This is a genomic window from Micromonospora sp. NPDC048905 (assembly GCF_040649655.1).
GTDB lineage: Bacteria > Actinomycetota > Actinomycetes > Mycobacteriales > Micromonosporaceae > Micromonospora.
The window spans coordinates 38,396-52,161 of sequence record NZ_JBEZFV010000001.1; the positions used below are offsets into that span (position 1 = coordinate 38,396).

Annotated in this window: 15 protein-coding genes and 1 riboswitch; of the genes, 5 read left to right on the forward strand and 10 right to left on the reverse strand. The window is 72.7% G+C overall.

Annotated features, from left to right (window positions below; genetic code table 11):
- Positions 1-43: 43 nt before the first annotated feature.
- Positions 44-325: a phosphoribosyl-ATP diphosphatase gene (locus AB0C01_RS00210; RefSeq protein ID WP_355030129.1), complete on the reverse strand. Its 282-nt coding sequence runs from the start codon at positions 323-325 to the stop codon at positions 44-46.
- A gap of 117 nt (positions 326-442) precedes the next feature.
- On the opposite strand from AB0C01_RS00210, the gene AB0C01_RS00215 reads away from it, so the two are divergent.
- Genes AB0C01_RS00215 through AB0C01_RS00225 form a run of 3 tightly spaced genes read left to right on the forward strand, consistent with a single transcriptional unit; the run spans position 443 to position 2,888 of the window.
- Positions 443-1,300, forward strand: a complete 858-nt coding sequence (locus tag AB0C01_RS00215; protein ID WP_357254874.1) for an ABC transporter substrate-binding protein — start codon at positions 443-445, stop codon at positions 1,298-1,300.
- Complete coding sequence (locus AB0C01_RS00220; protein WP_357254873.1) at positions 1,297-2,142, forward strand: amino acid ABC transporter permease; 846 nt, start codon at positions 1,297-1,299, stop codon at positions 2,140-2,142. Before AB0C01_RS00215 ends, AB0C01_RS00220 begins: the two co-directional genes overlap by 4 nt.
- Before the next feature lie 2 nt (positions 2,143-2,144).
- Positions 2,145-2,888: an amino acid ABC transporter ATP-binding protein gene (locus AB0C01_RS00225; protein ID WP_357254872.1), complete on the forward strand. Its 744-nt coding sequence runs from the start codon at positions 2,145-2,147 to the stop codon at positions 2,886-2,888.
- A 37-nt stretch (positions 2,889-2,925) separates the two neighbouring features.
- On the opposite strand, the gene ribH is transcribed toward AB0C01_RS00225, so the two are convergent.
- The 7 genes from ribH to rpe form a co-directional block, all read right to left on the reverse strand.
- A complete protein-coding gene (gene ribH, locus AB0C01_RS00230; protein WP_357254941.1) occupies positions 2,926-3,426 on the reverse strand; it encodes a 6,7-dimethyl-8-ribityllumazine synthase in 501 nt (166 codons plus the stop codon).
- A gap of 2 nt (positions 3,427-3,428) precedes the next feature.
- Entirely contained in the window at positions 3,429-4,694 is a 1,266-nt protein-coding gene (locus tag AB0C01_RS00235) for a bifunctional 3,4-dihydroxy-2-butanone-4-phosphate synthase/GTP cyclohydrolase II (protein WP_357569831.1), read from the reverse strand.
- A 76-nt stretch (positions 4,695-4,770) separates the two neighbouring features.
- Positions 4,771-5,457, reverse strand: a complete 687-nt coding sequence (gene pnuC, locus AB0C01_RS00240) for a nicotinamide riboside transporter PnuC (RefSeq protein ID WP_357254869.1) — start codon at positions 5,455-5,457, stop codon at positions 4,771-4,773.
- Entirely contained in the window at positions 5,457-6,095 is a 639-nt protein-coding gene (locus tag AB0C01_RS00245) for a riboflavin synthase (RefSeq protein WP_357569832.1), read from the reverse strand. The genes pnuC and AB0C01_RS00245 overlap by 1 nt, the downstream gene beginning before the upstream one ends.
- Position 6,096: 1 nt before the next feature.
- Positions 6,097-7,158, reverse strand: coding sequence for a bifunctional diaminohydroxyphosphoribosylaminopyrimidine deaminase/5-amino-6-(5-phosphoribosylamino)uracil reductase RibD (gene ribD / locus AB0C01_RS00250; protein ID WP_357254865.1), 1,062 nt, complete (start codon positions 7,156-7,158; stop codon positions 6,097-6,099).
- A gap of 193 nt (positions 7,159-7,351) precedes the next feature.
- Positions 7,352-7,522, reverse strand: a riboswitch (FMN riboswitch).
- 77 nt (positions 7,523-7,599) lie between these two features.
- Positions 7,600-8,556: a response regulator gene (locus tag AB0C01_RS00255; protein ID WP_357254863.1), complete on the reverse strand. Its 957-nt coding sequence runs from the start codon at positions 8,554-8,556 to the stop codon at positions 7,600-7,602.
- Between the two features lies 1 nt (position 8,557).
- Positions 8,558-9,238 carry a ribulose-phosphate 3-epimerase gene (rpe, locus tag AB0C01_RS00260; RefSeq protein ID WP_357254861.1) on the reverse strand — a complete coding sequence of 227 codons (681 nt, stop codon included), beginning with the start codon at positions 9,236-9,238 and terminating at the stop codon, positions 8,558-8,560.
- A gap of 254 nt (positions 9,239-9,492) precedes the next feature.
- Between rpe and AB0C01_RS00265 the strand changes: the two genes are divergently transcribed.
- Positions 9,493-10,383 carry a septum formation family protein gene (locus AB0C01_RS00265; RefSeq protein ID WP_357254859.1) on the forward strand — a complete coding sequence of 297 codons (891 nt, stop codon included), beginning with the start codon at positions 9,493-9,495 and terminating at the stop codon, positions 10,381-10,383.
- A gap of 82 nt (positions 10,384-10,465) precedes the next feature.
- On the forward strand, positions 10,466-11,356 hold the full coding sequence (locus tag AB0C01_RS00270; RefSeq protein WP_357569833.1) for a septum formation family protein: 891 nt from the start codon (positions 10,466-10,468) through the stop codon (positions 11,354-11,356).
- A 47-nt stretch (positions 11,357-11,403) separates the two neighbouring features.
- Here the strand turns inward: AB0C01_RS00270 and AB0C01_RS00275 are convergent, their stop codons facing one another.
- Together AB0C01_RS00275 and fmt are read right to left on the reverse strand one after the other, a co-directional pair.
- Positions 11,404-12,882, reverse strand: a complete 1,479-nt coding sequence (locus AB0C01_RS00275; protein ID WP_357375585.1) for a transcription antitermination factor NusB — start codon at positions 12,880-12,882, stop codon at positions 11,404-11,406.
- On the reverse strand, positions 12,837-13,763 hold the full coding sequence (gene fmt / locus AB0C01_RS00280) for a methionyl-tRNA formyltransferase (protein ID WP_357254855.1): 927 nt from the start codon (positions 13,761-13,763) through the stop codon (positions 12,837-12,839). Before fmt ends, AB0C01_RS00275 begins: the two co-directional genes overlap by 46 nt.
- Positions 13,764-13,766 lie beyond the last annotated feature (3 nt).

The window sequence follows — 13,766 nt, forward strand, 5'->3', positions numbered from 1 at the left end:
GTGCTCCTTCGATCCGGATGGCGATCAACGGGTGGGGATGCACTCACAGATGTCGGTAGACGTCCTTGAGGTCGAGACCACTGGCGAGCATGAGCACCTGGACCTGGTAGAGCAGTTGGGAGATCTCCTCGGCGGTGCGTTCCGGCCCCTCGTGCTCGGCGGCCATCCACGACTCGGCCGCCTCCTCGACGACCTTCTTGCCGATGAAGTGCACGCCCTTCTCCAGGGCGGCGACGGTGCCCGAGCCCGGGGTGCCGGCGGCGGCCTTGGCCTGCAGCTCGGCGAACAACTCCTCGAACGTCTTCACGGTGGACGATTCTTCCAGCCACCGGGGCGGCACCCCACGTCCGGGTCCGCCGAAATCCAGCAAGCGGACAATTCCCTATCAACACGGTGGGGTAAAACCCCAAGCAGACTGGTCGATACCTCTACGCTGTCGGCCATGGCCAGCAGCTCACGTCTCCTCGCGCTCACCCTCGCCGGTGCCGCCGTCGTCGCCACCGCCGGATGCGCGCCACAGAAGGAGCCGACCCCCACTGTCACCGCGCCGTCCTGCGCCAAGGACAGCCTGCCCACGCGGACGCCGGGCAAGCTCACCATCGCCACCGACCAGCCCGCGTACGAGCCGTGGTTCGTCAAGGACAAGCCGGACAACGGCGAGGGCTTCGAATCCGCCGTCGCGTACGCGGTGGCCGAGAAGCTCGGCTACGCCCGCGCGGACGTCTCCTGGACCCGGGTCAAGTTCGACACCGCCATCGCACCCGGGCCGAAGGCCTTCGACTTCGACATCAACCAGGTCTCCATCACCGACGAGCGCAAGCGGGCGGTCGACTTCTCCGCGCCGTACTACCTGGTCCGGCAGACCGTGATCGCGTTGAAGTCGTCCAAGATCGCCGGCCGGAAGTCGTTGGCGGAACTCCGTGACGCCCGACTCGGCGCCCAGGTCGGCACCACCAGCCACCAGGCGATCGTCGACGTGCTCAAGCCCGCCAGCAAACCCCAGGTCTACAACAGCAACGACGACGCCAAGAAGGCCCTGCAGAACGGGCAGATCGACGGTCTGGTGGTGGACCTGCCGACCGCCTTCTACATCACCGGCGCGGAGATCACCGACGCGACGATCGTCGGGCAGGTGCCGCAGGTCGGCGCGCCCGAGGCCTTCGGGTTGCTGCTGGACAAGAACTCGCCACTGACCCCCTGCGTCACCGGCGCGGTCGGTCAGCTCACCGAGGCGGGCACGCTCAAGCAGCTGGAGGAGAAGTGGCTCGCGCAGGTCGCGGGGGCGGCCGAGCTGCGGTGACCCTGCTCGAACACGTTCCCTCCGAGGCGCAGCGCCGGCGGTCGGCGTACCGGCATCGGCAGACCGTCTACAGCGTGCTGGTCGCGGCCTGCTCCACGGCGGCGCTCGGCACGCTGCTGGTCGTCGCGCTGACCGGCGCGCCCGGCTGGGACCGGGTCCGGCAGTCGTTCCTGGACCCGGCGATCGCCGCCGACGCGCTGCCGGCGGTGCTGGGCGGGCTCTGGCTCAACGTCCGACTGCTGGTCTGCTGTGCCGTCGGCGCGCTGGCGCTCGGGCTGGTGATCGCGGTGCTGCGGACGTTGCGCGGCCCGATCTTCTTTCCGGTCCGGGCGCTGGCCGCCGGATACACCTACACCTTCCGCGGTCTGCCGCTGATCATCGTGCTGTACGTGCTCACCCTCGGTGTGCCCGGCCTGCGCCTACAGGGCATGCCGCCGGCGCTGGTGCTCGGCGGGCTCGCCCTGGTCCTCACCTACGGCGGATATCTCGCCGAGGTGTTCCGGGCCGGCATCGAGTCGGTGCATCCCAGCCAGCTCGCCGCGGCCCGTTCGCTGGGCCTGACCTACCGGCAGACCATGCGGCACGTGGTCCTGCCGCAGGCCGTCCGCCGGGTGGCGCCACCGCTGCTCAACGACGTGGTGGCGTTGCAGAAGGACGTCGGGCTGGTCTCGCTCGCCGGGCCGATCGACGCGGTCCGGGCCGCCCAGATCGCCACCGCCCAGACCTTCAACTACACGCCGTACATCGTGGCGGGGGTGCTCTTCGTGCTGCTCGCGATCCCGCTGATCGCGGTCACCGACTGGGTGACGCTGCGGGCGGCCCGCCGACAGTCGGGAGGCTGACCATGGCGGTGCTGCGGTGCCGGGGCCTGCGCAAGGAGTTCGGCGGTCAGGTCGTGCTCGACCAGCTCGACCTGACGGTCGCCGAGCATCAGGTGGTCGCGCTGATCGGCGCCTCCGGCTCGGGTAAGTCCACCCTGCTGCGCTGTGTGAACCTCCTCGAGGAGCTCGACGACGGCACCATCGAGTTGGACGGGGAGGACATCTCCGATCCCCGGGTGGACCCGGACCGCGTCCGCCGGCGGATCGGGATGGTGTTCCAGGCGTACAACCTGTTCCCGCACCTGAGCGTGTTGGACAACATCACCCTCGCGCCGCGGCGCGTACACCGGCGGGATCGTGCGGAGGCGGAGGCGCAGGCCCGGGAGTTGCTCGACCGGGTGGGTCTGGGCGGACGGGCGGACGCCTACCCGGATCGGCTCTCCGGCGGGCAGCAACAGCGGGTGGCGATCGTCCGGGCACTGGCGAACTCACCTCGACTGATGCTGCTCGACGAGATCACCTCCGCGCTGGACCCGGAACTCGTCGGCGAGGTGCTGGCGATGATCCGGGACCTGAAGGCCGACGGCATGACGATGGTGCTGGCCACCCACGAGATGGGCTTCGCCCGGGAGGTCGCCGACCAGGTCTGCTTCCTCGACGCCGGGCGGGTCGTCGAGAGCGGCCCGCCGGAGCAGGTGTTCGGCGAGCCGACCCAGCCGCGGACCCGGCAGTTCCTGCACCGGATCATCGAGGCCGGTCGTCTCTGAGAGCCCGCCCTCGGAGACGACCGGGGCGGCACGGGCGTCAGCCGCCGAAGCCGACCCGCTGGGCGTTGCCCGCCGCGACGGTTCGTACGGCAAGCGCCGCGTCGAGTGCGGCCACCGTGGCGGCCCAGCCCTTGTCCTCGGCCGAGCCGGGCAGACCGGCCCGGTCGCGGGCCTGCTCGATGGTCTCCACGGTCAGCACCCCGTGCGCCACCGGCTTGCCCTCGTCCAGCGCCACCCGGGTCAGCCCGTCGGTCACCGAGCGGCAGACAAAGTCGAAGTGGGCGGTGGAACCGCGCACCACCACGCCGAGCGCGACCACCACGTCGCAGCGACGCGCGAGGGCCTGCGCCACCACCGGCAGCTCGACCGAGCCGGCGACCCGGGCGACGACCGACCGCGCCCCGCACGCCTCGGCGGCGGCCACGGCCCGCTCCAGCATGTGGTCGGTCAGGTCACCGTGCCACCGGGCGGCCACGATCCCGACGGTCAGCCCCGCGGCGTCCACCGCGTCGACTCCCGGCTCACCGAAACCCGCCATCGTCATGCTCCGATCTCGTCGTTGGCGACCGGGCGCCCCAGCGGCGCCTCGGACACCTCGTCCAACTCGTCCAGCAGGTGACCCATCCGGTCCCGCTTGGTGCGCAGGTAGCGCAGGTTCTCCGGGTGCGCGCCGGCCGGCAGCCCCTCCCGGCCGGTGATGGTCAGCCCGTACCCCTCCAACCCGGCCCGCTTGGCCGGGTTGTTCGTCAGCAGGCGCATCGAGCGCACGCCGAGGTCGTAGAGGATCTGGGCGCCGGTGCCGTAGTCGCGGGCGTCGGCCGGCAGGCCCAGGTCGAGGTTGGCGTCGACGGTGTCGCGGCCGGCGTCCTGCAACTGGTACGCCTGCAGCTTGTGCAACAGCCCGATGCCGCGCCCCTCGTGTCCGCGGACGTAGAGAACCACGCCCCGGCCCTCGCGGCCGACCCGGGCCAACGCGGCGTCCAACTGCGGCCCGCAGTCGCAGCGCAGCGAGCCGAACACGTCCCCGGTCAGGCACTCCGAGTGCACCCGGACCAGCACGTCCTGGCCGTCGCCGAGGTCACCCAGCACCAGGGCGACGTGTTCGGCCGGATCGTGCTCCGCCCGGTAGCCGAGCGCCCGGAACACCCCGTGCCGGGTGGGCATCCGGGCGTCCGCGACCAGTTCGACCTGCTTCTCGGTACGCCGCCGGTAGGCGACCAGGTCGGCGATGGTGATCAGCGTGAGGCCGTGCTCGGCGCAGAACTTCTCCAGGTCCGGCACCCGCATCATGGTGCCGTCGTCGTTGACCAGCTCGCAGAGCACGCCCGCCGGGCGCAGACCGGCGAGCCGGGTCAGGTCGATCCCCGCCTCGGTGTGCCCGGGCCGCCGCAGCACCCCGCCCTCGCGGGCGCGCAGCGGCACCACGTGTCCGGGCCGGGACAGGTCGGTCGGGTCGGTCGCCGCCGAGGCGAGCAGCCGACTGGTGTGCGCGCGGTCGGCCGCCGAGATGCCGGTGCTGACCCCCTCCCGGGCGTCCACGGTCACCGTGTAGGCGGTGCCCCGCCGGTCCTGGTTGGTGTGGTGCATCGGCGGCAGGTCGAGGCGGTCGGCCTCGCTCTCGGTCAACGCCACGCAGACGTACCCGGAGGTGTAGCGCACCATGAACGCCATCAGCTCCGGCGTGGCCAGCTCGGCCGCGAAGATCAGGTCGCCCTCGTTCTCCCGGTCGGCGTCGTCGACCACGACGACCGGCCGGCCGGCGGCGATCTCCGCGATCGCCTGCTCGATGCTCCCAAAACTGGTCATGCCGCCACTCCACTTCGTTCCATGGCGTCATGACCCACCACGGCGTTGAACCTGCTGATTCGCTCGCTCCGCTCGCTCATGCGACGGCCTCCGTGTAGGTGGGACGGACCGGGGCCGGTCGGGTGGCGCGCGAGGTGCGCCACCAGGCGGCGAAGCCCCAGGCGCAGATGGCGCCGTAGACCAGGTACATGACCGCCGACGGATAGAAGCCGCCACGCAGCAGCAGCGGCACGCCGACGGCGTCCACCGCGATCCACAGCAGCCAGAACTCCACCCAGCCACGAGCCATGCCGTAGGTGGCCAGCAGGCTGCCGGTGAGGATCCAGGCGTCGGGCAGCGGACCCCAGGAGCCCAGTGCCTTGAGCACCGGGTACGCCGCGGCGGTGCCGACCACCGCGGCCAGCAGCAGCATCAGCCGCTCCCGCCCGGTGGCCCAGCGCGGGACGACCGCCGCCTGACCGGCGTCGGCGCGACGGTTCGACTGCCAGCGCCACCAGCCGTAGACGCTGACCGCGAAGAAGAACACCTGCCGGCCGGCCTGCCCGTACAGGTCGTGCTCCTGCGGGGTGGCGAACACCCCGCCGAGGAAGACGGTGAGCAGCAGCGCGTTACCGACCATGCCGACCGGCCACGCCCAGACCAGCCGGCGCAGCCCGAGCAGCGCGGAGACCAGCCCGAAGGCGTTGCCGACGATCTCCCGGAGCAGCACCGGCGAGCCGGCCACCTGCACCTGGGCGTCCAGCAGCCAGCTGAGCGGACCCATCAGGCCACCTCGCCCAGGGTCGAGGCCGTCGGGCGAGCGTCGGTCAGCCGGTCGCCGAGCAGCCGCTCGACGTACTTGGCCAGCACGTCGACCTCCAGGTTGACCGGGTCGCCGACACCCTTGGCGCCGAGCGTGGTCAGCGCGAGCGTGGTCGGGATCAACCCGACGGCGAACTCGTCCGCGCCCACCTCGGCCACGGTCAGCGAGACGCCGTCGATGGTGATCGAGCCCTTCTCCACCACGTACCGCGACAGCGCGGCGGGCAGGCGGAACCGGACGGTCTCCCACTGCTCGGCCGGCTCCCGGGAGATCACCTCGCCGACGCCGTCGACGTGGCCCTGCACCAGGTGCCCGCCGAGCCGGCTGCCGAGGGCGGCGGCCCGCTCCAGGTTGACCGGGTCGCCGACGTTCAACGCGCCCAGCGCGGAGCGGCGCAGCGTCTCGCCCATCACGTCGGCGGTGAAGACCCCGTCGGTGACGTCCACGACGGTCAGGCAGACGCCGTTGACGGCGATGGAGTCGCCGTGCCGGGCGTCGGACGTGACGAGCGGACCGCGCACGGCGACACGCGCGGAATCGCCCGCCGTGGCCGTGACCCGGACGATGTCGCCCAACTCCTCGATAATGCCGGTGAACATGTCAGCCCTCCCTTTTGCGGGGCAAAGCGGTGATCCGGAGATCCGGACCGACCTGCGTAACGTCGACGAACTCCAGATCGATGGCCTCGGCGATGGTGGTCACTCCCGCGTCGACCAGGGCGGTCGGTCCGGCGCCGAGCAACCGGGGCGCCACGTACCCGACGATCTTGTCGATCAGGCCGGCCCGCAGGAACGCGCCGGCCAGTCGGGGGCCGCCCTCCAGCAGCACCGCGCGGACCCCGCGCTGGTGCAGCGCCGCGAGCAGCGCCGACAGGTCGACCCGGCCGTCCGGGTCGGCGCCGACCTCGTCGGCCGTCGCGATCCACGTCCGCGCGGCGCCGTCGCGGACCTGGGCGTCCGCCGGGGTACGCCCCGAGCTGTCCACGACCACCCGCAGCGGCTGCCGGATGGCCAGGCTGCCGTCGCGCAGGTTGCGGGCGGTCAACCGGGGGTCGTCGGCGAGGACGGTGCCCACCCCGGCGAGCACCGCGTCGACGGTGCCGCGCAGCGCGTGCACGTCGATCCGGGCCGCCTCCGAGGTGATCCACATGCTGGTGCCGTCCGCCGCGGCGGAGCGCCCGTCGAGCGTGGCGGCGTACTTCCAGATGACATACGGCCAGCCGCGGCGCATCGAGGTCAGCCACGCGACGTTGCCGGCCTCGGCCTCCTCGCCGCGTACCCCCAGGTCGACCCGGACCCCGGCGGCGCGCAGCGTGGCGGCGCCCCCGGACGCGACCGGGTTCGGGTCGGGTACGGCGATGACCACCCGGGAGACACCGGCCTGGACGAGCGCGGAACTGCAGGGGCCGGTGCGACCGGTGTGATCGCATGGTTCCAGGGTGACGACTGCGGTGCCGCCCTTGGCGCGTCGCCCGGCCTGCGCCAGCGCGACGATCTCGGCGTGCGGCCCGCCCGCGTACGCGTGGAAGCCCTCGCCCACGACCTGGCCGTCCTCGTCGAGCAGCACGCAACCGACCACGGGGTTGGGACTGGTGGTGCCGAGCCCGCGTGCCGCCAACTCGATCGCACGCCGCATCGCCTCGTCGACGGAGACGCTGGCCATCGCCCTGCCCTGCCCTCTCACTCGCCGGTCCGCGCGCGGCGGTCAGGGAGGCTGCGGCCATGGGGCCGCGGGCAGGCGGTGGCGGATCCGGGAACGGCGCGAGCCGCCCACGGATTCCGGGAACGGCACAGCCGCCCCCGGAGGGTCGGCGCGGCACGCTGAAGCCAGCGGCCGGCTCGGACCCGTCCGTCCCGCGCGCTGTCTCCCATCCGGACTGTCTGGGAGCGGACGAACCGCTCCCAACCGTCGGCCCCGGATTTTCACCAGGTCCACCGGGCAGCAGAGCCGTCCGGGTCGCGGGCTGACCACGGTTGGACCGTGGATCACCGCCGGTTCGGAATTTCACCGAGTCCCGCCAGCGCGTGGTGGGTACAGGAAAGTGTTACATGCAAAAGGGCGCGCGTCGCCACCTAGGCGAGCTACTTCACAGGGCCGTCATGCTCACGTGACACCACGGCGCCGGTCCACCGCGACGTACGACCCCGGTTGACTCTTGGCCACCGTCTTCATCTCCGAGGCCACCGCGATCGCCTCCAGGGGGTCGGTGAACCGCTTGCCGGCGTCGGAGAGGGACACCCCGATGGAGAGCGTGACCAGGGCGGCGCGGCGGATGGTGCCGCGCCGGTCCTTCAGCTCGACGAAACCGCGCTCCCGGTCGGTCGGGTCGTAGAGCGTGTCGGCCGCATTCTCGAAGTCGACGACCGCCCGGGACGTCAGTGGGCGCACCTGGTCCGGTGCGCAGACGATGACGAAGTCGTCGCCGCCGACGTGACCGAGGAAGGCCGGTGGCAGCCCGACGCCCACCACCGCCCGGTGCAGGCTCCGGGCCAGCGCGGAGATGAAGTCGTCGCCCCGCACGAAGCCGTACCGGTCGTTGACGCTCTTGAACCGGTCGATGTCGACGTAGCCGACGGCGTAGTCCACGCCGTTGCGGACCCGGTCGCTGATCTCCCGCCGGATCCGGCTGTTGCCGGGCAGCCCGGTCAGCGGGGAGACCTCCCGGAACTCCTTGTTGCGGCGCAGGGTGGACGAGACCCGGGCCACCAGCTCGGCGGTGTCGAACGGCTTGACCAGGTAGTCGTCGGCGCCGGCGCTGAGCCCGTGCACCTTGTCGACAGTCATCCCTTTGGCCGTCAGCATGATCACCGGAAGGGCGGAGGTCATCGGGTCGGCGCGCAGCCGCCGGGTCAACTCCAGCCCGTCGATGCGGGGCATCATGAGATCGACCACCGCCAGGTCCGGTCGCTGACGCTCGATGACCTCCAGGGCCTCCTGGCCGTCGCTGGCGTGGATCACCTCGAAGCCGTGCAGCCGCAGGTTGAACTCGACGAAACGAGCGATGTCCGCGTCGTCGTCGACGACGAGGATGATGTCCTTGCGGTCGACCTCGGGTTCCACCTCAGGCCCCGGGAGCCGCGCGTTCCGCCAGCGCCCGCAGGTGTCGTACCGCCTCCGCCGGGTCGGCGGCGCCGTACACGGCGGTGCCGGCCACGAACGCGTCGGCGCCGGCGGCGGCCGCCTGCTCGATGGTGTCCGCGGCGATCCCGCCGTCCACCTCGATGCGCAGCTCCAGGTGCCCGGCCGAGACGTGCCGGCGGGCGGCACGCACCTTCTCCAGCAACTGTGGAATGAACCGCTGCCCACCGAAACCGGCCTTGATCGTCATGATCAGCAGGGTGTCGAAGCTGGGCAGCAGGTCCAGATACGGCTCGATCGGAGTGTCCCGGTCGATGGCCAGGCCGGCCTTCGCACCCGCCGAGCGCAGGTCCTTGGCCAGCGCCACCGGGTCGTCGGCCGCCTCCGCGTGGAAGGTGACGTTGTACGCCCCCGCGTCGGCGTAACCGGGCGCCCACCGGCGCGGATCCTCGATCATCAGGTGCACGTCGAACGGCATCGCGGTGACCGCCCGCAGGCTCTGCACCACCGGCAACCCGATGGTCAGGTTCGGCACGAAGTGGTTGTCCATCACGTCGACGTGCAACCAGTCCGCGGCGTCCTCGACGGCACGGACCTCTTCGGCGAGATGGGCGAAATCGGCGGCCAGGATGCTCGGCGCGACGATCGGCGGCGGTACGGTCACGGGGCCAGTGTACGAACGCGGTCACGCGCGACCCGCAGCGCGGCACCAACTCCGACGCGTTGTGATGCGACAGTGACCAGTGGTGCAGAATTAGGCGCTCCGGACTGCCGAATCCGGACGAACAGACATGAGTGGCTGGCCGATCGACGGAAACGCGACGACACTCCAAGCGGGACGGTGCCGAAGGGCGCACGCCCGCCGGGGTTTCGCCGCGGGGCGCGGTGACCGGCCGCCAGCTCCCGGAAGGGCGGACGATGCGACGGTGGCTTCCAGCGCTGGCGCTGGCCGGCGTCACGACGATGCTGCTGGCCGGCTGCTCGCCGGCGCGGGGCGCGGACGGTGATCTCACCGACGACTGGCCGGCGCTTCGGGACCCGACGCCGTTCACCCCCGCCACCGACACCTGCCTGCCCCGGATCACCGGCGTCGTGCAGGCCAGCACCTACGAGACGGTGGACTGCGCGCGCAACCACCTCGCCGAGGCCATCCACGTCGGCACCTTCGTCGGGCCCGACGCGCTGACCGAGACCCGGCCGGAGCCTGGATCGGCGGCGCTGCGCACGGCCCGCGCCGAGTGCGACCAACGGGCCCGGGAGGTGCTCGGCGGCGACTGGCACACCGCCCGGCTCACCCTGTCCCTGGCGCTGCCGTCGGCACCGGCCTGGGCCGGCGGCGCGCGCTGGTTCCGCTGCGACCTCAGCGAGACCGGCAGCATCGACAACACCCGCCCGGTGAACCGCACCGGCAGCCTGCGGGGCGCGTTGATCGGCGACAGCCCGCTGACCCACCGCTGCTTCGACCCCAAGCTGATCGGCGACAACCTCAACTACATGGCGCCGGTGCTCTGCACCGAGCCGCACCGCGCCGAGTTCGTGGGCGTCTACCAGGAACGCGACGCCACCTGGGCCGAGTTCAGCGGGTCCGCCGCGCAGTCGCACCGGCGCTGCATGGAGTTGATCGCCGCGTACGCGGCCGTGCCGAACAACAAGGACCTCCCGTACCGGGCCGGGTCCATCTACTACCCGCCGTCACAACGGGAGTGGGAGGAGGGCGACCGTGGCGTGCGCTGTTTCCTGTGGAGCGACGACCGCAAACTCACCCGCTCGATGCGCGGCGCCGGCCCCGAGGGACTGCCCGCCATCTGAGGATGGGTGCCGTATGCTGCTGCGCCGTGGCGCTACCGACCGGCGGGGTCCGGCCGGAGGCCACAGTGGCGGGAGGTCAGCGATGCGACGGTGGTGGGCGGCGTACGCCGGGGGTGCGGCCCTGGCCCTGGTACTGACCGGGTGCAGCGCACCCGCCGGAGTCGACACCGACCTCGTGGACGACTGGCCGGCACCCGTCGCGGCGCAGCAGTTCGTGCCCGCCGCCGACGTCTGCCACCTGACCTCTCAGCAGGTCGGCTTCCTGACCGGCTACAACCCGACGGCGTGCACCGAATCGCATCTGGTCGAGACCATGCACGTCGGCACGCTCACCGGCCCGAACGCCCAGCCCGGCACGCCCCCGCAGCCCGGCTCGGCGGGCATGCGGGCCGCGCAGGCCGGGTGCGACGCGGAGGTCAACAAGGCGCTGGGCGCCGACTGGCGTTCCGGGCGGATCGGCCTGACCGTGGTGCTGCCGTCGCCGCAGGCCTGGGCGGGCGGCGCCCGGTGGTACCGCTGCGACGTCACCGAGATCGCCAGCATCGACGACACCACCGTCGGCCCGCGCACCGGCAGCCTCCGGGGCGCGCTGTCCGGCGCGGCACCGCTGGCGTACCGCTGCTTCAACCCCAAGCTGGTCAAGGACGACATCGACGAGATGCTGCCGGTCTCCTGCACGGCCAAGCACCACGCCGAGTTCGTCGGGGTCTGGCAGGCCCCGGCGGTCAGTTTCGCCGAGTTCTCCCGCACCGTGAAGAAGACCCACCGGGCCTGCCAGACGATGATCGCCAGGTACGCCAAGGTGCCGGACAACTCCCAGCTCGAGTTCCGCGCCGGCACGATCTTCTACCAGCCGTACGAGGAGGAGTGGAAGAACGGCAACCGCGGCGTGCAGTGCTTCCTCTGGATCTCCGACCGGAACCTGACCCGCTCGATGCGCAACGCCGGCACCAAGGGGCTCCCGGTCACCTGAGCGTCCGACGTCCGGCCGGTCGGGTGACCGGCCGGACGTGAGCCCCGTCAGCCTCGCCGCAGGACGGCGAGGAACATCGCGTCGGTGCCGTGGCGGTGCGGCCAGAGCTGCACCGTCGGCCCGTCACCCAGACCGGGCATGCCGGCCGGCAGCAGCGGTCGGGCGTCGACGAAGTCCACCGCGACACCACTGCGGCGGGCCGCCTCGGTCACCGTCACGTGCGTCTCGACGGTGTGCGGCGAGCAGGTCACGTAGGCGACCAGACCACCCGGGCGGACCGCCCGCAACGCCGCGCCCAGCAACTCCCGTTGCAGCCGGGTCAGCGGCGGCAGGTCGGACGGTTCGCGACGCCACCGCGACTCCGGCCGACGCCGCAGCGAGCCCAGCCCCGTGCAGGGAGCGTCCACCAGCACCCGGTCGAAGTGCTGCTCCGGCAGCTTCGGGTCGGCGCCCACGTCACGGCCGTCCATCGCCAGCACGGTCACCGGCAGGTCGCGGGTGGCCAGGGAGACCAGCCGGGCGCGGTGCTCGGCCACCTCCACCGCGGTCACCCGCGCGCCACGCTGCGCGGCCAACGCGCCGAGCAGGCCGGCCTTGCCGCCCGGGCCGGCGCACAGGTCCAACCACCGCCCGTCCGGGCCGTCCAGCGGCGCGTCGGCGAGTGCCGCCGCGACCAGTTGGGAACCCTCGTCCTGGACGTGGGCACGGCCGTCGACCACCGCCGGGATGTCGCCCGGCGCACCGCCGGGCAGATAGACGGTGTACGGCGAGAAGGCGCCGGGCGCCCCACCGACCTGGTCGGCCAGCTCGATCGGGTCGATCAGGCCCGGCCGGGCGCACAGGTGCACCGGGGGACGCTCGTTGTCCTCGATCAGGAGCCGGGCCGTCTCACCGAGATCGCCGTCGAGCGCTTCGGAGAAGGCCCGCACGATCCACTGCGGATGGCTGTACGCCAACGCCAGGTGCCCGACCGGGTCGGTCTCCATCGGTGGGGCGAGTTTCGCCACCCAGGCGTCCGCGTCCCGGCTGGACACCTCGCGCAGCACCGCGTTGGCGAAGCCGGTCGCGCCCGGTGCGACCGAACGGACCAGGTCGACTGTCGACGACACCGCGGCGTGCGCCGGCACCCGGGTGTGCAGGAGCTGGTACGCCCCGAGCCGCAGCGCGTCGCGGACCGGCGGGTCGATCCGGGCCACGTCCCGGCCGGCGGCGTCGGTCAGGATCGCGTCCAACGTGCCCAGGTTGCGCAGGGTGCCGTAGGTCAGCTCGGTGGCGAAGGCCGCGTCCCGGCCGAACAGCCCCTCCTCCCGCAGGATGATGGGCAGCACCAGGTTGGCGAACGCGTCGTCGCGGTGCACGGCGGCCACCGCCTCGTACGCCGCACGGCGCGGGCGGTCCAGTGGTGGCCGGACCGGCCGGCGGTCCCCGCCACGACCCGGGGGCGGGCCGGAGCGGGTCGGACGGGTGCCTTCCGGGGCGGTCACGCGAAGTCCTCTCCGGCGCCGACCCGGACGCCGCGCGCCCAGTCGGTCGCGCCCATGGCCCGCTTGCCCGCGGCGCGGACCTCACCGAGGCGCACCGGCACGGTCGCCGTGCCGGCCAACACCCGGGACTTCTCCACCAGCAGCTCCCCCGGCTTCAACTCGGGGCCGTCGGGTACCGGCACGACCGGGCCGAGCTTCACCCGCTCGCCCCGGAACGTGGTCCAGCCGCCCGGGGCCGGCGTGCAGGCCCGGATCCGGCGGTCCACGGCGAACGCCGGGTCACCCCAGCGGACCCGGGCGTCGTCCACGGTCAGCTTCGGCGCCAGCGACACCCCGTCGGCAGGCTGCGGCTCGGCGCGGGCGGTGCCGTCGGCGATCGCGTCGAGCACCGCCACGAGCAACCCGGCACCGGACTCGGCGAGCCGTTCCAGCAGGTCACCGGAGGTGTCGGCGGCCCGGATCTCGTCGGTGAGGGTGCCGTAGACCGGGCCGGTGTCCAGACCCTCCTCCAGCTGGAAGACGCTGGCCCCGGTCAGCTCGTCGCCGTGCAGCACGGCGTGCTGCACGGGAGCCGCGCCCCGCCACGCCGGCAGCAGCGAGAAGTGCAGGTTGATCCAGCCGTACCGGGGGATCTCCAGGGCGGCCGGTGGCACCAGCGCGCCGTAGGCGACCACCGGCACGCAGTCCGGTGCGAGCTCGCGCAGCCGGTCGAGGAACTCGGGGTCGCGGGGGCGCTCCGGCGTGAGCACCTCGACGCCGTGCGCGTCGGCCCACTCGCCGACCGGGGAGCGGGACAGGCCACGCCCACGCCCGGCGGGCGCGTCCGGCCGGGTGACCACGGCGACCAGGTCGTGCTGCGACGCGGCGACGGCGGCCAGGGCGGGAACGGCGACGGCCGGCGTACCGGCGAAGAGCACACGCATCGG